Source organism: Ilumatobacter sp., assembly GCF_030065885.1.
Taxonomy (GTDB): domain Bacteria; phylum Actinomycetota; class Acidimicrobiia; order Acidimicrobiales; family Ilumatobacteraceae; genus Ilumatobacter.
In genome coordinates this window covers 12175-29595 of the sequence record NZ_JASJCS010000024.1, presented here as the reverse complement: position 1 = coordinate 29595, position 17421 = coordinate 12175, and the positions used below count along the sequence as shown (strand labels likewise).

The 17421-nt window shown below is 70.2% G+C and carries 17 protein-coding genes; 10 read left to right on the top strand and 7 right to left on the bottom strand.

Annotated elements, in window-relative coordinates:
• Positions 1 to 105: 105 nt before the first annotated feature.
• The gene (locus tag QNJ12_RS07800; RefSeq protein ID WP_300621195.1) at positions 106 to 801 is read left to right on the top strand and encodes an NUDIX hydrolase N-terminal domain-containing protein; all 696 of its coding nucleotides are present in this window, start codon (positions 106 to 108) and stop codon (positions 799 to 801) included.
• Positions 802 to 986: 185 nt separating this feature from the next.
• Here QNJ12_RS07800 and QNJ12_RS07795 read toward each other — a convergent pair whose 3' ends face one another.
• Together QNJ12_RS07795 and QNJ12_RS07790 are read right to left on the bottom strand one after the other, a co-directional pair.
• A complete protein-coding gene (locus QNJ12_RS07795; protein WP_300621192.1) occupies positions 987 to 1859 on the bottom strand; it encodes a PAC2 family protein in 873 nt (290 codons plus the stop codon).
• A 12-nt stretch (positions 1860 to 1871) separates the two neighbouring features.
• Positions 1872 to 2120, bottom strand: a complete 249-nt coding sequence (locus QNJ12_RS07790) for a hypothetical protein (RefSeq protein ID WP_300621189.1) — start codon at positions 2118 to 2120, stop codon at positions 1872 to 1874.
• A gap of 40 nt (positions 2121 to 2160) precedes the next feature.
• On the opposite strand from QNJ12_RS07790, the gene QNJ12_RS07785 reads away from it, so the two are divergent.
• Positions 2161 to 2592 (top strand): GNAT family N-acetyltransferase, encoded by a 432-nt coding sequence (locus QNJ12_RS07785; protein ID WP_300621186.1) that lies wholly within the window; start codon positions 2161 to 2163, stop codon positions 2590 to 2592.
• A gap of 6 nt (positions 2593 to 2598) precedes the next feature.
• Positions 2599 to 3144, top strand: a complete 546-nt coding sequence (locus tag QNJ12_RS07780; protein ID WP_300621183.1) for a GNAT family N-acetyltransferase — start codon at positions 2599 to 2601, stop codon at positions 3142 to 3144.
• A gap of 15 nt (positions 3145 to 3159) precedes the next feature.
• Here the strand turns inward: QNJ12_RS07780 and QNJ12_RS07775 are convergent, their stop codons facing one another.
• Complete coding sequence (locus QNJ12_RS07775) at positions 3160 to 3780, bottom strand: HEAT repeat domain-containing protein (RefSeq protein WP_300621180.1); 621 nt, start codon at positions 3778 to 3780, stop codon at positions 3160 to 3162.
• On the bottom strand, positions 3777 to 4064 hold the full coding sequence (locus tag QNJ12_RS07770) for a hypothetical protein (RefSeq protein WP_300621177.1): 288 nt from the start codon (positions 4062 to 4064) through the stop codon (positions 3777 to 3779). The genes QNJ12_RS07775 and QNJ12_RS07770 overlap by 4 nt, the downstream gene beginning before the upstream one ends.
• A 37-nt stretch (positions 4065 to 4101) precedes the next feature.
• On the opposite strand from QNJ12_RS07770, the gene QNJ12_RS07765 reads away from it, so the two are divergent.
• From QNJ12_RS07765 to QNJ12_RS07755, 3 genes are all read left to right on the top strand, one after another.
• A complete protein-coding gene (locus QNJ12_RS07765) occupies positions 4102 to 5361 on the top strand; it encodes a S16 family serine protease (RefSeq protein ID WP_300621174.1) in 1260 nt (419 codons plus the stop codon).
• A 283-nt stretch (positions 5362 to 5644) separates the two neighbouring features.
• Positions 5645 to 7573 carry a DivIVA domain-containing protein gene (locus tag QNJ12_RS07760; RefSeq protein ID WP_300621171.1) on the top strand — a complete coding sequence of 643 codons (1929 nt, stop codon included), beginning with the start codon at positions 5645 to 5647 and terminating at the stop codon, positions 7571 to 7573.
• Positions 7574 to 7586: 13 nt separating this feature from the next.
• The gene (locus QNJ12_RS07755) at positions 7587 to 10568 is read left to right on the top strand and encodes a UPF0182 family protein (protein ID WP_300621168.1); all 2982 of its coding nucleotides are present in this window, start codon (positions 7587 to 7589) and stop codon (positions 10566 to 10568) included.
• A 66-nt stretch (positions 10569 to 10634) separates the two neighbouring features.
• On the opposite strand, the gene QNJ12_RS07750 is transcribed toward QNJ12_RS07755, so the two are convergent.
• Both QNJ12_RS07750 and QNJ12_RS07745 read right to left on the bottom strand, forming a co-directional pair.
• Positions 10635 to 11201: a hypothetical protein gene (locus tag QNJ12_RS07750; RefSeq protein ID WP_300621166.1), complete on the bottom strand. Its 567-nt coding sequence runs from the start codon at positions 11199 to 11201 to the stop codon at positions 10635 to 10637.
• 475 nt (positions 11202 to 11676) lie between these two features.
• Complete coding sequence (locus tag QNJ12_RS07745) at positions 11677 to 12696, bottom strand: 2-oxoglutarate and iron-dependent oxygenase domain-containing protein (RefSeq protein ID WP_300621163.1); 1020 nt, start codon at positions 12694 to 12696, stop codon at positions 11677 to 11679.
• 75 nt (positions 12697 to 12771) lie between these two features.
• On the opposite strand from QNJ12_RS07745, the gene QNJ12_RS07740 reads away from it, so the two are divergent.
• The gene (locus tag QNJ12_RS07740) at positions 12772 to 13662 is read left to right on the top strand and encodes an alpha/beta hydrolase (protein WP_300621161.1); all 891 of its coding nucleotides are present in this window, start codon (positions 12772 to 12774) and stop codon (positions 13660 to 13662) included.
• A 7-nt stretch (positions 13663 to 13669) separates the two neighbouring features.
• On the opposite strand, the gene QNJ12_RS07735 is transcribed toward QNJ12_RS07740, so the two are convergent.
• Complete coding sequence (locus QNJ12_RS07735; RefSeq protein WP_300621158.1) at positions 13670 to 14563, bottom strand: LysR substrate-binding domain-containing protein; 894 nt, start codon at positions 14561 to 14563, stop codon at positions 13670 to 13672.
• A 97-nt stretch (positions 14564 to 14660) separates the two neighbouring features.
• Here QNJ12_RS07735 and QNJ12_RS07730 point away from each other — a divergent pair, with 97 nt between their 5' ends.
• Genes QNJ12_RS07730 through QNJ12_RS07720 form a run of 3 tightly spaced genes read left to right on the top strand, consistent with a single transcriptional unit; the run spans position 14661 to position 17400 of the window.
• Entirely contained in the window at positions 14661 to 15818 is a 1158-nt protein-coding gene (locus QNJ12_RS07730) for a TauD/TfdA family dioxygenase (RefSeq protein ID WP_300621224.1), read from the top strand.
• Positions 15815 to 16450: an HD domain-containing protein gene (locus QNJ12_RS07725; protein ID WP_300621155.1), complete on the top strand. Its 636-nt coding sequence runs from the start codon at positions 15815 to 15817 to the stop codon at positions 16448 to 16450. The genes QNJ12_RS07730 and QNJ12_RS07725 overlap by 4 nt, the downstream gene beginning before the upstream one ends.
• On the top strand, positions 16447 to 17400 hold the full coding sequence (locus QNJ12_RS07720) for an NAD(P)-dependent oxidoreductase (protein ID WP_300621152.1): 954 nt from the start codon (positions 16447 to 16449) through the stop codon (positions 17398 to 17400). The genes QNJ12_RS07725 and QNJ12_RS07720 overlap by 4 nt, the downstream gene beginning before the upstream one ends.
• Positions 17401 to 17421 lie beyond the last annotated feature (21 nt).

The window sequence follows — 17421 nt, the reverse complement described above, 5'->3', positions numbered from 1 at the left end:
TCGCCGGCTCGATCGACCCCTGCCGGCCGGCCCCGGCTCCGGACCGGGCCGGGAGGCGTTGCGGCGTGATGCGTCCCCTGGGATCGTCGCAGTAGGTTCACCGAGGTGACCGAGCCGCTTGCCGATGCCCGCGACCTCGCTCGCTGGAGCGCGACGCTGGCAGCGATCGCCCGGACCGGTCTCGGGTTCACCGACAACCTCTACGAGCGCGAGCGATTCGAGGAGATCCTGCAGGTCGCCGGCGACATCAAAGCCGCAGCCGAGGCGACCGAGGAGGCCGTCGAGACGCAGCGCGAGACCGACCACTTCGTGCAGGAGTGGCTCGAGAACGTCGGGGAAGGGGTGCCCGGCTACGTGACGCCCAAGGTGGCGATCGGCGCGGTCGTCGGCAACGACGACGGCGAGATCCTCCTGGTCCAGCGAGCCGACTCCGGCATCTGGCTGTACCCGACGGGGTGGGCCGACGTCGGCTACTCGGCCTCCGAGATCGCCGTCAAGGAGGTCGAGGAGGAGACCGGCATCGAGTGCGAGCCCGTGCGCCTGCTGTCGGTGATCGACGGGCAGCGGATGGGCTTCTCGCGGTTCGCGATGTACCTGCTCCTGTTCTACTGCCGGGCGACCGGCGGAGAGCTCCGGCCGCATCCGCTCGAGACGTCCGACGTCGGCTGGTACGGTCCCGCCGGCCTGCCCGAGGCGACCGCCGGTGCGCAGTGGTGGGGCCCGCTCGCGTTCGCCGCCATCAACGGCGAAGAACCCCCCACGACCTTCGACCCACCCAGAGACCCCATCTGGCGCACCTGACCTGAGTCAGACCGCCTTCCGGCGTCTGAACGGAGCCCTGGGCTAGCCGATCTCACCGTTGCATCGCGTCGTGCGCGGAGGCGGGCGAGCGTCGAAGCGGCGTCGCCCCGGCGCCGTTGCGGAGACGGCGAGCTCGGGAGGCGCAGCCGGATCCGACTTGGTCGGTCCGGTGCAGCCCAAGCGTGTCAGCCGTCGCCGTGGTCGCGCAGGAACTGCTCGACTTCGTCGGCGAGGCCCTCGGGGTCGGTGTCGTCGACGCCGGGGACGTCGTCGTTGCTCATCTCGTCGACCATCTCCTCGAGCCGTTCGACGTACGTGACGAGATCGTCGTCGTCGGAGATCAGTGCGCCGACCTTGGCGTCGTAGTCGGCGACCTGGGTGGCGAGCGTCGAGACCGGCGGCGGGGTGCCCATCATCGAACAGAGCCGCTCGATGAGCGCGATCGCAGCCCGCGGCGACGGCAGCTGCGCGGCGTAGCCCGGCACGGCGGCCCACAGCGAGGCCGTCGGGAGACCGCTCCTCGCGAAGGCGTCGTGCAGCACGCCCACGATGCCCGTCGGGCCCTCGTATCGTGATCGTTCGAGATCGAAACGTTCGATCAGGCTGGAATCGGTGGCGGTGCCGATGATCTGGGTCGGCCTCGTGTGCGGGACGTCGGCGAGCAGCGCCCCCAATGTGAAGGCCATCGGGGCGCCCACGCGGTCGGCGATGCCGGTGATCTGCTCGCAGAACGAGCGCCACCGCAATGCGGGTTCGGGTCCGAGCACGAGCACGACGTCGGAGCCGGGCAGCGATGCCGACCACACACCAACCGTCGGCCACACGATGGTGCGGTTGCGTTCCTCGTCGAGCCGGACGTGGGGGCGGACGGTGGCGAAGTCGGTGAACGGTTCGGGGTCGATCTCGGCGAGCGCCGACGCACCGCTGGTCTCGATCAGCGTCCGGAGGGCCGTCGAGGCCGCATCGCCGGCGTCGTTCCAGCCGGTGAACGCGACGACCACGATCGGGTTCGTCAGCGATGCCTCGTCGAGCTGGGCCAACCAACGAACGTGATCCATGGACCGTCCAGCCTACCGGCCTGCCGCCGTTCGACCGGCTGCCGCCGGCAGGTCGGCGATGCCGGGTGAGCCCGACGGCGTGCCGTCGCCGGGTGCCGAGACCGAGAGGATCCCCGCGAGCCCGACGAGGATCAGGAACGCGATCACCACCCGTCGCAGGTTGCGTCGCCGGGGGTTCGGCGCCACCGTCGGGCGCGGCGCCGGAGGGGCGGGCCGCCGCTGCTTGCGGCGCTGGTTGCGGCGCTCACGGCTCTGGGCCATGCACGCCACGGTGGCAGCGCGCCCGGGTAGCGTCAAGCCGGTGAGTCTCGAGATCCGCCCCGCCGACCGAGTCGACGACGAGCTGGTCGCAGCGTTCGCCGAGCTGATCCCGCAGCTCTCGTCGTCATCGCCACCGCCGTCGGCCGAGCAGCTCGCGGCCATCGTCGACGCCGACGATTCGGTGCTGTTCATCGCCCGCGACGACGGGCTGATCGTCGGCAGCTTGACGCTCGCGCTCTACCGGATCCCCACGGGCACGAAGGCGTGGATCGAGGACGTGGTCGTCGCCGACTCGATGCGTGGCCGCGGCGTCGGCGCCGCACTCAGCCGTGCCGCGCTCGCCGAGGCCGAGCAACGCGGGGCCAAGAACGTGAGCCTCACGAGCCGCCCGTCGCGCGAGGCGGCGAACCGCCTCTACCAGCGGCTCGGCTTCGAGCCCTACGAGACGAACCTCTACCGGTACACGATCTGAGCGCCCATGGGTGGCGGCGCGCACGCGGTCCTCGTCCCGACGGTGTCGGTGCCCGAGCCGACCCTGCGACAGATCCGTGAGCTGATGGACGCCGCGTTCGCCGGCGACTTCAGCGACGACGACTGGGCCCACACGATCGGCGGGGTGCACGCGGTCGTGGCCGACGCGGCCGGCGCCGTGCTCGCGCATGCCTCGGTCGTGGCGCGCACCATCACCGTCGGCGGTGCCGCCTTCCGGGCCGGGTACGTCGAGGGAGTTGCCACCCTGCCCGACCGGCAGGGCGAGGGACTCGGCTCGATGGCCATGGAGGCGATCGCCGAGCACCTGCGCGGCGTCTACCAACTCGGTGTGCTCGGCACCGGCGAGTGGCACTTCTACGAGCGTCTCGGCTGGGAGCGGTGGCAGGGGATGACGTGGGTGCGGCGGGCGGCTGGTCTCGAGCGCACCGAGGATGACGACGACGGGATCATGGTGCTGCGGTTCGGTCCGAGCGCGGCCGCCGAGCTCACCGCCGACATCGTGTGCGAGGAGCGCCCGGGCGACGTGTGGTGACGCCGCGACCGGCCGTCAGCTCTCGGTGGGATCGGTCGGATCGGTCGGATCGACGCGTCGGAGATCCTCGGCGCCTTGACGGACCTGCCAGTCGCGGTCCTCGAGCGCACGGTCGATGGCCGCCTCGACCTCGGCTCCCGAGAACGGAGCGAGCGCCAGCACGGCTCGCCGGCGGATCTGCGGCTTGTCGGTGCACGCTGCAAGCACGGCAGGGAGTGCGCGCCCGTCGCCGATCGCGCCGAGCGCGGCGACGCCCGCTTCGCGGACGAGCGGATCGTCGGCCGCCGTCGCCAGCTCGATCAGCCGATCGAGGACGTCATCGCCGACCGCCTCGTGCTCGCCACACGCCCAGGCAGCGACCTCGACGACGCCGGCGTCGCGGTCGTGGAGGGGTTGCAGCAGCGAGATCGCCGGGTGCCGGGCTGCCAGCTCGGCCGCCCGGTGTCGAACGACCCGATCGGCATCGTCGAACGCCGCGGCGAGCTCGTCATCGGTGAGGTCGCCGACGCGTTCGAGCGCGCCGAGCGCCGCAGCGCGCACGCCGGGGTCGGCATGCGCAAGGTGGTCACGAGCGATCGCCGAGTCACCCTCGTGCCCTGCGACCACGATGCGTCGCTGGAGGTCGCGAGCGCTCATCGCTGCAGCAGGTTGGTCAGCCAGATGACGGCGATGGCGACGGCGAACGACAGCACGATCGCCGTCAGGACGCCGGTGAGGAGCCCGATGCCACCGCTCGCGGCGAGGGCGAGCAACCTTCGAACCGGTCCGGGGCGACGGTAGGCGGGAGCGTCGATGTGCTCGACCGCGAAGCCCGCCGACTCCCTGCGGAGTGGTCCGCGTGGTGAACGTGTCTCGGCTCTGGCAGGCTTACGCCACCCGGTCAACAGCAGCGCGGTGATCGCCAGCCCGGCGATGATCACGGCTCTGATGGTCAGGCCGTCCACAGAGAGTGCAAGAGTGACCGACACGCGATCATCGACCCTACCGGCGGGCGGCACGCCGCCGCCGACCGCCCCGGCGTCGCGGCTCGAGACTGCCGACGAGGCCGCGACCCGAGCCGGCCTCGAGGTGGCCGGTCGCCGCAGCCGCTGGTGGGCGATCCCGCTGGCCGCCGTCGCGTTCCTGGTGCTGGTCGCGGTGCCCATTGCCGCCGTGGTTCCCTCGAGCGTGGTCGCCGACAAGGAGAACCAGCGGCTCGGCGTCGAGCAACCGACCCCGTACGCACGCACCCCGGCGTCGGCGCAACCGGTCGACGACCGGATCCGGTTCGGCGATCTCGGCGATCTGGCGGCCCAGTTCCCGCCCGATGGCGACATCTTCTTCGTCACGGTCACCGAACCGCCGCAGTCGGTGCTCTCGTGGTTGCTCGGTCGCGACGATCCGGCGATCCAGTTCCTGACCGAGGAGGAGAAGTTCGGCGTTCAGACACCCCAGCAGCGGCGCGTGTTCGCACTCGAGTCGATGCGCTCCTCCGAGCAGGTGGCGCAGTTCGTGGCACTCCAGCGCGTGGGCTACGACGTCGAGCTGCTGCCGGGCGACGTGCTGATCCAAGAGATGGTCTGTCTGGTGCCCAACGAGGTGGGCGACGACTGCGACACGTGGAGCCCGTCCGACGACGTGCTCGATCCGGGCGATCGGCTGATCGAGGTCGACGGTCGACCGATCGGCGGCGTCGAGGATCTGAGCGCAGCGCTCGAGGGCTTCGGGCCCGGCGACGTCGTGCAGATGCGGATCGAGCGTCCCGAGGAGGGTGAGCTCGACGTCGAAGTCGAGCTCACCGAGTCGCCGACCGACCCCGAGCGCACGATCGTCGGGTTCTTCCCGTTCGACACCCGCCGGGTCGAGCTGCCCTTCGAGCTCGACATCGACACCGGTTCGATCGGTGGCCCGTCCGCGGGTCTGGCGTTCACGCTGACGCTCGTCGACGAGCTGACCGACGGAGAGCTCACCGGGGGCGGCGACGTCGCCGTCACCGGCACGATCGAGCTCGACGGCTCGGTCGGCCCGATCGGCGGGCTCCGCCAGAAGGCGTCGGCGGTGGCGCAGGCCGGCGTCGACGTGTTCCTGGTGCCGGCCGCGCAGAGCGATGCCGACCTCGCGGCGGCGCGCGAAGCCGGGGGCGACGACCTCGAGATCATCCCGGTCGGCACGCTCGAAGCGGCGATCGAGGCGCTCGCCGGCCTCGGCGGCGATCCGATCCCGCCGGCACCGAACTGATCGGGCCGCGCCGCGGTCGAGCTGGTGGCTCGGCGCCTCCGAGCGGCGGTGCGACCACTTCTCGGTAGGGCCCGTGCGCTCCTCGCCGGGTGCTCGTGGCCGCAACGCGACCGAGCCGTCCGATGGAATGCTGCCTCTCCTGCCGGTGAGGATGTGGATCGCTGCGGTGCTTCGACCCTCGCCCGGCGGCGCGGGTTCGACGTCCGTGCTCGCAGCGCGCGTGCCGGTGGCCGGTCGGTTGATTGCCGCAGACGGGCTCGATCCAGCGTTTACGCTCTCCCGCATGGCTGCCTCGTTGTCGAGACCAGACCCCTCGTCCCCTGCGTCCGTCGCCGAGGCAGGTTTCTCCACGGCGCGCCGCGGTTTCTCACAGGACGAGGTGCGAGCGTTCCTCACGTCCGTGGCGGCCGAGCTCGGCCGCCTGCAAGAGCGCGAGCGACAGCTCGACGCCGAGCTGCGTGCGGCACAGGCGGCGGACGCAGAGCCCCTCGAGCTCGACGACGCCACGCTCGAGCAGCGGCTGGGTGAGGAGACGTTGCGTGTGCTGCACACGGCACGCGAGTCGGCATCACAGATCAAGATCCGGGCGGAGGAGAACGCAGCGCGCACCATTCGCGACGCCACCGACGAGGCCAACCGGCTGCGCCAGGAGGCCGAGGTCGACGCGGCCCGCAAGCGTCAGGATGCCGCCGCGGACGCCGAGGCCGAGGTCGCACTGGCCAAGCAGCAGGGCCGTGAGATGGTCAACGAGGCCCGGGCGTACCGGGAAAGGGTGCTGTCCGACCTCGAGCGGCGGACCCGGCTCGCCCGCAACCAGATCGACGAGCTGGTGCAGGGACGCGATCGCCTCCTGCAGGTGTTCGAGCGGGCGCGCCTCGTGGCTGTCGACGTCACGTCCGAGCTGTCGGCGATCGAGGGCCCCGACGAGGTCGTCGATCTGTCGCCGACGACCGGCCCGGTCCCGCTGATGGTCCCCGCCGGTCGGGCGACCGACGATGCCGCCGACGTCGACGACGTCCAGCCGGCCGACGATGTCGGCGAGGCAGGCGAGGCCGGCGAGGCAGAGGTGGCAGACGAGGCCGACGAGGTCGGGGCCGGGGACGACGACGGCGGTGAGGCCGGGACGGCGAGCGAGGACGAGGTCGAAGCGCCGCTCGACGAATCCGAGCCCGAGCAGCCCGCCGACACGGCGCTGGCCGATGATGCCGACGCAGTGGAGGACGAGGCTGCCGACGCGTCCGACGGCCACGACGCGAACGTGGTCTCGCTCTTCCGCGGCCGCGGCGCCGGCGGCGACGATGCCGACGATGCCGACGATGCCGAAGTCACCGACGACGCCGGGGTGTCCGACGATGGCGCAGCCGAGGACGGGCCCGACGTCGAGGGGATCTTCGCCCGACTGCGGGACGGGGCGGCCGACGGGACCGGCGACCAGACCGTGGGCGAGCACGAACGATCCCACGCAGACGACGCCGCGGACATCGACACCGACACCGACACCGCTGACGAGGACGCCAGCGACGACGAGGCGACGGTCGAGCCGACTCCGTTCTCGCGCCGCGACGAGGTGCTCGTCCCGTTGATCGTCGCCGGCGCCCGCAAGATCAAGCGCGTGCTCGCCGACGAGCAGAACGGCGTGCTCGACAGCCTGCGTCAGAACGATGCGGTCACCGAGCTCGACGCAGTGCTGCCGGCGCCCGACGATCACGTCGCCGCCTACCTCGAGTCGATCCACGACGAGATGCTCGACGCCGCCGCGGCGGGCGCAGGCGAGCTCGGCGTCAACGACACCAAGACCCTGCGCAAGAAGCTCGAGCGTGGCAAGGCGATCGGTGCGGCCGGCGATCACGTGCGAGCCGACCTCGTGCGACCGCTCCGGGAGCGTCTCGCGCGGGCGATCGCCGACGGAGCCGGCGACAACGACGACATCGCCAAACGCGTCCGTGCCGTCTACCGGGAATGGAAGACGCAGCACATCGACGACCAGCTCGACGACGTCTTCCGGTTCGCCTACGGCGGCGGGATCGTCGGCGGGGCGAAGCCCGGTACCGAGCTGATCTGGTCGATCGACCCGAGCGAGCCGACGTGCCCCGACTGCGAGGACAACTCGCTCGCAGGCGCGGTGGCGGCGGGCGAGGCGTTCCCGACGGGCCATGTGGCCGCCCCGGCACATCCGGGTTGCCGCTGCCTGACCGTGCCCGCCGACCAGTAGCCTCGGGCGCCAGATGCGGCGCGAATCCGACCTCCCACGCAGACGATTCTGGTCTCGCCTGTCCGGCAGGGCGGTCCTGATCACGATCGGCCTCCTGTTCTTCCTGGTCGTGGTGTTCGGCCGGGCGATCGCCAACTTCTACGCCGACTACCTCTGGCACGACGCGGTCGGGCGCAACGACATCTTCTGGGGTCAGATCGGCGCCAAGCTCACGCTGTTCTTCCTGTTCTTCATCGTCTTCCTGATCATCGCCGGCATCAACCTGTACCTGGCGGACCGCACCGCGCCGGTCGCCTTCCCGGCGAACGTGCACCCCTACGTCGAGCGGTTCCACGAGGTCTTCGGTCACCGACTGCGGCTCGTGCGGTACGGCACGGCGGTCGTGCTCGCCTTCATGGTGGCCCTGCCCGCTGTGTCCCAGTGGCAGGATTGGCTGCTGTTCCGCAACAGCAAGTCGTTCGGCGTCGACGACGAGCAGTTCGGCGTCGACGTCGGCTTCTACGTGTTCGAGCTGCCGTTCATCGCGTTCACGATCGACTGGCTCTTCGCCACGCTCATCATCGTGTTGATCCTGACCGTGGCTGCGCACCTGCTCAACGGGGGCGTGCTCTTCACGTCGTCGTCGCCCACGGTCCGGGCGGCCACGAAGGTGCACATCGCGGTGCTGCTCGCGATCCTCGCTGCGGTCAAGGCAGCCGACTACTGGCTCACCCGGTACGAGCTCACCAACGAGACGCGCGGCTTCGTCCAGGGCGCCACCTACACCGTCGTCAAGGCGCAGCTCCCGGCGCTGATGTTGCTCGTGCTCATCGCGCTGCTGACGTCGGTGCTGTACCTGACGACGATCCGCACCGACCGGTGGCGCCTGCCGCTCGTCGCCTCGGGTCTCTGGCTGGTGGTGCTGATCGTCGGCGGCCTGATCTATCCGGCGATCGTCCAGTCGCTGATCGTCCGGCCCAACCAGGGCGAACGCGAGGCGCCGTACATCGCACGCAACGTCGAGGCGACCCGCGCTGCGATGGGCATCGGCGAGGTCGAGACCATCGAAGTCGACTTCGGCCGCCTCAGCACGTCCGAGGTCGAGCAGGACATCACCCCGCTCCAGGACGTCCGTCTGCTCAACCCGACCGAGATGAAGTCGCGGTTCGAGTTCGACGAGGGGCAGGTCGCCGGGCTCCAGATCGACGACCTCGACGTCGATCGGTACGTGCTCGGCGACGATGCCGAGCAGGTCCTGATCTCGGCTCGCGAGCTCGACGCCGACAACATCCCGAACAAGAGCTGGCAGGGTCGTCACCTCGTCTCGACCCGTGGCTGCGGCGTGGTCCTGGCGCCCGTCGGCAAGGTCACCACGTCCGATCGCCCCGCGTACCAAGAGCCCGAGCTCGAACGACCCGAGCTCTACTTCAGCCCGGCGATGTCGGGCTACGCGATCGCTGCCACCGACGTCACCGAGTCCGATTGCGGCGACGGTGCCGAATACGAAGGCACCACCGGCGTCAAGATGGGCTCGTTCGGTCGGCGGGCCGCACTGGCCCTGGCGTTCCTCGACTACAACATCATCGGGTCGGGTGCGATCGACTCCGACTCGCAGATGCTGTGGGTGCGCGACGTTCGAGACCGGGTCCAGAAGATCGCCCCGTTCCTCTCCTTCGACGGCGACCCCTACCCGGTCGTCGTCGAGGGCGGTGTGCGCTGGGTCATCGACGGCTACACCACCACCAGTCGCTACCCCTACGCGCAGCGGATCGGATCGGTGCAGCTCCGCAACCGCGGGCTGTCGTCGAGCGACAACTACATCCGCAACTCGGTCAAGGCCACGGTCGATGCGTACACGGGTGAGGTCATCTTCTACGTCGTCGACGAGGAGGACCCGATCCTTCGGGCGTGGCGGTCGGCGTTCCCCGATCTCTTCACGGCGATCGACGAGATGCCCGACGACGTCCGCGAGCACCTTCGCTACCCCGAGGACCTCTTCAGGGTGCAGACCGAGCTGTACTCGAAGTACCAGATCGACGCCGAGGACTTCTTCGAGCGGCGCGGCGCATGGTCGGTCGCGCAGGCACCGTCGGTCGCGCCGGGCGAGCAGGCGTCGAGTGGTACCAGCAACTTCGACCCGAATGCGGTCGCGACCGAGTTCGCCACCGAATCGGGCGTCGCCCGCTTCACGCCGTACTACACGATGTTCCGCAACACGACGACGGGTGAGAACGAGTTCGTGCTGCTGCGACCGTTCGTGCCGTTCTCGACGAACGACGCGCGCACCCAGCTGCAGGCCTACATGACGGCATCGTCCGACCCCGAGACCTACGGACGGCTGACCAGCCACGTGCTCACCGCGGCCGATCTGCCCGACGGTCCGTTGCGTGTCGCCGACCAGGCCGAATCCGAGCCCGATCTGTCGCAGCGGATCTCGCGCGACGACAACGAGGAGAGCAACTCCCGGGTGCGCTTCGGCGACCTCCAGCTCGTGCCGGTCGCGGACGGGTTGATCTGGGCGCGGCCGTACTACGTGTCGATCGCCAACTCCGACACCAGCCGGAGCTCGACCGAGTACCGGTTCGTGATCGTCTCGCACAACCAGGACTCGGCGTTCGCGCCGACCCTCGAGCAGGCCCTGGCGCAGCTCTTCTCGGGGTTCGAGGCCGACATCGGCGACCGCGTCCGAGACGTCGACGACGACGGCGACACGTCGGTCGACGACTCGACAGGCGACGAACAGCCCGACGACACCGACGACACCGGGACGACGGACGATGCGGATGACACGGGCGATACCGGGGACACGGACGACACCGGCACCTCGACGGGCGGCGACCGCCCACCGCTGGCCGACGACGCCACGCTCGAAGAGCTGCTCATCGAGCTCGACGCACTGTGGGACGAGGCCGACCGGCAGCTCCGCAACGGCGACCTGGCCGGCTACGAGGAGACGCTCGACCAGGCCCGTGCGGTGAGTGACCGTGCCCTCGAGCTGATCGAGGGCACGGGCTGATCGAGGTTCTGATCGCGGCTCGATCGACTCCTGGCGCGGGTTCGTCGCCCCCCGTCGGTCTTCGGTTCAGCTGCGGCGCAGTCGCTCGGCGAGGTCGGCGAGGTCCTGGCGGAACGCGATCTGATACCTGGCCTGCTCGCTCGCCAATCGTTCCTGGGAGTCGCGAAGCTCGTCGACGACGCGGTCGGTCGGCGGCGTCTGTGCGTTGATCGTGTCGACGTCGCCGCTCAGCTCGGAGATCTGGTGGGCGAGCTCGGTGGCGATCGAGGTGACCCGTTCGTCGATGTCGTCGAGGCGGCGTGAGAGCTTGTCCATCTCGTCGCGTACGGCCTTGATGTCGTCGGGGCCGACCGCCGGTGGCGGCGGGGGAGCGTCGAGCCGCATCACGATCCCCTTGACCTGGTTGCCGAGCTCGGCGCGGGCTTCGTCGAGCTGGGTCGCCACGGCCTTCACCTCGTCGCCGGTCGATGCCGTCGCTGCGTGTCCGGCATCGACGCGGTCGGCGATGCTCCGGAGCTCGTGTTCGGTCGCAGCCTTGGCCTCGTCCTCGGCGTCGAGTCGGGCGGCCATCGCCGCCATCTCGGCGCGCAGCTGTTCCATCTCGGCGGCGGATCGCCTCTTGAACAGTCCCATCGGCGCCTCACCGTACCGGACTCGGCGAGGTCCCGCGGCGTCGTTGGTGCGCCTGTCGCCGATGACCCCGCAGTGATGGATCTCGGCCCGTGCCCACCTGACGTGGCGGGGTGATCGTCAGGTGTCTCGCCCGGTGGTGGCGGGGTGGTGGATCTCGGCCCGTGCGGCCTGACGTGGCGGCGGTGATCGTCAGGTGTCTCGCCCGGTGGGGTCGGGGTGGTGGATCTCGGCCGTGTCGCCGGAGGTGGTGGCGGTCGGGTCGTCAGGTGTCTCGCCCGGTGGTGTCGGGGTGGTGGATCTCGGCCGTGTCGCCGGAGGTGGTGGCGGTCGGGTCAGGTGTATCGGCCGGTGGTGGCGCAGTGATGGATCTCGGCCCGTGCCCACCTGACGTGGTGGGGTGATCGTCAGGTGTCTCGCCCGCTGGTGTCGGGGTGGCGGATCTCGGCCCGTGCCGCCTGACGTGGTGGCGGTCGGGTCAGGTGTATCGGCCGATGAGGTCGGGGTGGTGGATCTCGGCGACGTCGGGGTGCGATCGGACGCGGAACTTCAGCCAGTTGTCGCCGTAGTTCTCGAAGATCCGATCGCCGGGCCGCGTGTTCTCGCCGCCCGGAGCCTCGGCCGCCAGCGCCGCCGGCAGCTCGATCGGTGCGAACGTCGCCTCCATCTTCGGGTTGTAGAAGTACGCGACCGAGACCCGTTCGCGACCGGCCGGTGGGCTGACCACCCGGTGCTTGGTGGCGCGGAGGTAGCCGTTGGTCGCGATCTGGAACATCTCGCCGATGTTGAGCACGAGCGCGCCCGGCATCGGGGTGGCATCGACGAGGCGGTCACCGATCTGCACCTGGAGTCCCCCGACGTCGTCCTGCATGATGAACGACAGCAGCCCCGAGTCGTGATGGAGGCCGACACCCTGGCCCGTGTCGCGCTCCGAGTCCTGAGCCGGGTAGCGGATGATCTTGACGAGCACCTCGGGATTCGGTTGGGTCGTCGGCTCGAAGTGGTCGGCCGGCTGCCCGAGGCCGAGGGCGATCGCCCGGAGCACCGACTCGCCGACATCTGCCATCGCCTGCATCCACGACGTCACGACCTGTTGCATCGCCGGGACCGAGGGCGGCCACTGGTTCGGCCCGCGCACTCGCAACCAGACGGGGTCGTCCGGGCCGATCTCGACCGGTTGGTGCTCGGGGCCGATGTCGATCTGATCCCGCCAGTCGCTGACGCCGTTGGTGTGTTCCATCCCCAGCCGCGTGTAGCCGCGGAAGTGGGGCGTGTTGGTGTTGACGATCGCCAGCCGGTCGGGCTCGGGCCGGGCGAAGAACTCACGCGCGACGTCCATGACCGCATGCTCCTGCAGCGGGTCGACGCCGTAGCCGACGAGGTAGCAGAACCCCGGTCCGTGCAGCGTCGCGCGGAGCGCGTCGACGAACGAAGCGGCGCCCGTCGACGACTCGTCGGCGAGGAACGGCCCGATGTCGAGCACCGGCAACGAGTCCATCTCACCGATCGTATGTGTTCCGGCAAAGCGCGGCGCCGCCGGTCGGTCGGCCGCTCCTGTCCGTAGCCTGGTCAGATGGCCTCGGTGCAAGCGAACGGCATCACGATCGAGTTCGAGGAGCAGGGAACCGGCGAACCGATCCTCCTGGTCATGGGTCTGGGCGCGCAGCTGATCGACTGGCCGCAGGGTCTCGTCGACCTGATCGCGGCCGAGGGCTTTCGCGTCATCCGTTTCGACAATCGCGACAGCGGGCTCTCCTCCGAGTTCACGAGCGAGCCGCCGACCACGGCACAGCTGGCGAAGGCGGTGTTGTTGCGGCGTCTCCTCCAGGCCGAGTACCTGCTCAGCGACATGGCAGACGACGCCGTCGGGCTCTTGGGCGCACTCGGCATCGACAGCGCCCACGTCGTCGGCGCCTCGATGGGTGGCATGATCGCGCAGGCGATGGCGATCGAGCACCCTGCGCGGGTGCGCTCGATGACGTCGATCATGTCGACCACCGGCAACCGGCGGGTGGGCCAGCCGACCCTGCGGCTGATCCAGAAGACCGTCCGGCGTCCGGTACCGACGCGAGAGACGGCGGCCGACATCGGTGTCGAGGCGTTCCGCGACATCTGCGGCCCGACGTTCGACGAGGACGAGTTCCGCGCCCTCGTGCAGACGGCCGTTGATCGGAGCTTCCGACCCGCCGGCACGGCACGTCAGACGGCGGCGATCATCGCCAGCGGCGATCGCACCGCCGGCCTCGAACGCCTCGACGTCCCGGCCCTGGTCATCCACGGCATGCTCGACGAGCTCGTGCGTCCGAGCGGGGGCCTGGCCACGGCGAGGGCGATCCCCGGCTCGCGCCTCTTGATGTTCAACGACATGGCGCACGACCTCCCGCACACCCGGTGGAGGGAGATGGCCGACGCGATCGCCCACAACGCGCAACGGGCGGGACGCCCGCTGTCGGCGGTGGTGTAGCGGGCCGTCACGCCAGGGCGGTCAACCACGCGATGAGGGTCTCGACCGGCGGCTCCGGCGGGCCGGCCCGCCACGTGACGTAGTAGCCGCGGTCGCTGCGCACCTCCGGGCCGACGACCACGAGAGCGTCGCCCTCGACCAGCTCGTCGATCAGCGGTCGCCATCCCAGCGCGATGCCACGGCCGGCGAGCGCTTGCTGCAGAACCATCGGGTAGTTGTTGAACAGCACGCGGCCGGGCTGGCGCCGCAGTGCGATGCCGAACCGGCCGAGCCAATCGGCCCAGGTCATCCACGGGCGATCGTCGTCGTCCATGTGCACGAACGGCGCCTGGTAGACGTCGGCGGCCGTGCTGGACTCGCTCAGCCCGTGCTCGGCTGCGAGCGCCGGCGAGGCGACCGGCACGACGACCTCGTCGAAGAGCAGGTGCCGCGACTGTCCCGGGAAGTCGCCGGCGCCGACGCGGATCGCGACATCGTGGTCGCCGGCCTCGAGCTCGGCGTCGCGGTCGAAGAACCTGAGTCGCAATTCGAGGTCGCCGAGCGCGGTGTGGAGGTCGTCGATCCGCGGCACGAGCCACTGCTGGGCGATGCCCGGGTGCGAGGCGACGACGAACGTGCCGGCGTGGTCGGCGAGCTCCTGGAGCCCGGACTCGATCACGTCGAAGCCGGCGTTGACGTGGCTCGACAGCCGGTGGCCGATGTCGGTCAGATCGCTGCGGTTCGACGTGCGGCGGAAGAGCTCGGCGCCGAGCCGTTGCTCGAGCGCCCGGACCTGGCGGGTGACGGCGGGTTGCGTCATGCCGAGCTCGCGTGCCGCGGCCGTGAAGCTGCCGGTGCGAGCGGCGGCCTCGAACACCGCCAGTCGCTGCAGCCGGTCGATCCGTTCGACCAGCGCCCTCATTCCACTCGACTCCGCACCATGATCTGATGTTATGCCAACCCGTACCGATCGATGGCTGTCCACGGCGGATCGGCTTTGCGACACTGTGCGGGTGACGATGCTGTCCGAACCCAGCTCTCGTACCGTGCAGATCCGGCTCGACGACGGTGGTGCGACGCTGATCGAGGGGGCCGCGACAGCCCGCCTTCACCCCAACTGGCTGCGCGACCAGTCCACCGAATCCGGTCAGATCGAGCCGACCAATCGCCAGCGGCTGTTCACGCCGCTCGACATCCCGGCCGACCTCACGATCACCGCCGCCGAGCTCCGGGGCGCCGAACTCGTCGCCACCTTCAGCGACGGTCACGTGGCCCGCTTCGAGCTCGACTCGATCCGGCGCCGGGTGGGTTGGATCGAGGATCCCGAGGCGCCGCCCTCGCCCGAGCCGTGGACCGAGCCGCTCGACGACTTCCCCTACGTCGACTGGTCCGGCATCGGTTGGGGGGTCGGCGATGCCGACGAGCAGGCCGTGCTCGACTACCTGACGGCGTTCTTCCGGCACGGGTACGTGGTCTTCCGGAACACACCGACCGAGCCCGACACCGTCAGGCGGGTCGCCAACCGACTCGGCTACATCGTGGGCCAGAACTTCGGCTGGGTGTTCGACGTCCGCACCGAGCCCGACCCCACCGACCTCGCGTACACGTCGATCGGCCTGCTCGCGCACACCGACCAGCCGTACCGACGACCGGTGCCGGGCATCCAGCTGCTGCACTGCCTCGCCAACGAGGCACCGGGTGGCGACTCGACGCTGGTCGACGGGCTCGCCGCCGCAGGTGCGATCGCAGCGGCCGAACCGGATCTGCACGCTGCGCTCGCGTCGACCGAGGTGATCTATCCGTACGACATGGGCACCGACACGGTCGTCAACCACGGGCACATCCTCGAGTACGACCGACGCGGGCGCTTCCTGCGGATGATGTTCAACACCAAGCTCGATTCGCCCGTGTTCCGGTCCGGCATCGACCTCGACGCCTGGTACGCGGGCCGGCGCTGGCTCGTCGGCTGGCTCAACGACCCGTCCCACCAGGTCACGTTCCGGCTCGAGCCGGGCGACCTGATGTTCATGGACAACCATCGCGTGCTGCACGGACGCACGGCGTTCGACCCCAGCCGGGGCGGCCGCCACCTCCAGGGCTGTTACATCGAACACGACGGGCCCGACACGATGTACCGACTCGCGGTCCGCAGTCGGCGTGCCAGGCTGTCCGGGTGACCGAACCCCAACTGACGCGCCACGCGTACGACGGCGAGCCACCGAGCGGCGAGGTGTCGTTCACGGCGATGGCCGACGGGACCGCCGACGACTACGCCCTGCTCGATCGCTACGAGCGTGCGCACGCGGCCGGTCTCGCCGATCGCGTCCTGTCCACGCTCGACCGGCTCACCGGCTCGATGGGCGGGTACCGCATCACCCGGCTCGAGCACTCGTTGCAGAGCGCGACCCGGGCCCGGCTCGACGGCGCAGGGGTCGAGTGGGTCGTCGCCGCGCTGGTGCACGACATCGGCGACGAGTTGGCGCCGTTCAACCACAGCGAGCTCGCAGCGGCGATCGTGCAGCCGTACGTCGCCGAGGAGGTGCACTGGGTGGTGCTGCACCACGGCGTGTTCCAGAGCTACTACTACGCCCACCACCTGGGCGGCGACCGTGACGCCCGTGACCGATATCGCGGCCACCGGTGGGCGGGCCTGTGCGAGGAGTTCTGCGCCCGCTGGGATCAGAACTCGTTCGATCCCGACTTCCCGATCCACGGGCTCGAGTCGTTCGAGGACGATGTCCGCGAGGTCTTCGGTCGCGTCGCCTGGGACCCGGGCGTGGTGACCGTCGGATCCGAGCGGTTGTCGTGAGCCGCATCGGCTTCATCGGGCTCGGCAACGTCGGCGGCAAGCTCGCCGGGTCGCTCGTGCGCAACGGGCTCGACGTCGTCGTCCGCGACCTCGATCGTTCCGCCGCCGAGCAGTTCCTCGAGCTCGGCGCCGGCTGGGCCGACTCGCCGCGTGCGATGGCCGAGCAGGTCGACACGGTGATCACGTGCCTACCGTCACCGTCGGCGTCGGCGGCGGTGATGGAGGCCGACGACGGCGTCATCGCCGGCCTCCGGCCCGGCACGGTGTGGATGGAGATGTCGACCACCGACGAGGCCGAGGTCCGCCGGCTCGGCGCCCTCGTCGAGCAGGCCGGCGGCCGACCGGTCGACTGCCCGGTCTCGGGCGGTTGCCACCGGGCGGCAACCGGCAACATCTCGATCTTCGCCGGCTGCGATCGGGCGACGTTCGAACGGATCCTGCCGATCCTGACGGTGCTCGGCCGCCGCACCCTGCACACCGGGCCACTCGGATCGGCGTCGATCCTCAAGGTGGTGACCAACTACCTGGCGACCGCCAACCTGCTCTCGCTCGGCGAGGCGCTGGTGACCGCCAAGGCGGCGGGCATGGACATGAACACGGCCTACGAGGCGATCCGCATCTCGAGCGGCAACTCGTTCGTGCACGAGACCGAGAGCCAGGTCATCCTCAACGGGTCGCGCGACATCAACTTCACGATGGACCTGGTGCTGAAGGACATCGGGCTGTTCCAGGCGATCGCCGACCGCCACGACGTGCCCCTCGAGCTCAATCCCGAGATGATCCGGATCTTCGAGGACGGGGCCGCCAGGTACGGCGAGCGCGAGTGGTCGCCCAACATCGTCCGGCGGCTCGAGGACGCAACCGGGCTGAGCGTCCTCGGCGACGGGTTCCCGGCCGAGATCGTCGACGACGAGCCGGAGGAGCCGGGCGGCGAGGTGGTCGTCCGCTGACGACGGCCTCGCCGGTCGGCC

Coding starts and splice junctions, on each gene's coding strand:
- QNJ12_RS07795 (WP_300621192.1), bottom strand. CDS start 1,859: ATGGATCACGTTCGTTGGTTGGCCCAGCTCGACGAGGCATCGCTGACG.
- QNJ12_RS07790 (WP_300621189.1), bottom strand. CDS start 2,120: ATGGCCCAGAGCCGTGAGCGCCGCAACCAGCGCCGCAAGCAGCGGCGG.
- QNJ12_RS07780 (WP_300621183.1), top strand. CDS start 2,599: ATGGGTGGCGGCGCGCACGCGGTCCTCGTCCCGACGGTGTCGGTGCCC.
- QNJ12_RS07775 (WP_300621180.1), bottom strand. CDS start 3,780: ATGAGCGCTCGCGACCTCCAGCGACGCATCGTGGTCGCAGGGCACGAG.
- QNJ12_RS07760 (WP_300621171.1), top strand. CDS start 5,645: ATGGCTGCCTCGTTGTCGAGACCAGACCCCTCGTCCCCTGCGTCCGTC.
- QNJ12_RS07755 (WP_300621168.1), top strand. CDS start 7,587: ATGCGGCGCGAATCCGACCTCCCACGCAGACGATTCTGGTCTCGCCTG.
- QNJ12_RS07750 (WP_300621166.1), bottom strand. CDS start 11,201: ATGGGACTGTTCAAGAGGCGATCCGCCGCCGAGATGGAACAGCTGCGC.
- QNJ12_RS07745 (WP_300621163.1), bottom strand. CDS start 12,696: ATGGACTCGTTGCCGGTGCTCGACATCGGGCCGTTCCTCGCCGACGAG.
- QNJ12_RS07740 (WP_300621161.1), top strand. CDS start 12,772: ATGGCCTCGGTGCAAGCGAACGGCATCACGATCGAGTTCGAGGAGCAG.
- QNJ12_RS07735 (WP_300621158.1), bottom strand. CDS start 14,563: ATGAGGGCGCTGGTCGAACGGATCGACCGGCTGCAGCGACTGGCGGTG.
- QNJ12_RS07730 (WP_300621224.1), top strand. CDS start 14,661: ATGCTGTCCGAACCCAGCTCTCGTACCGTGCAGATCCGGCTCGACGAC.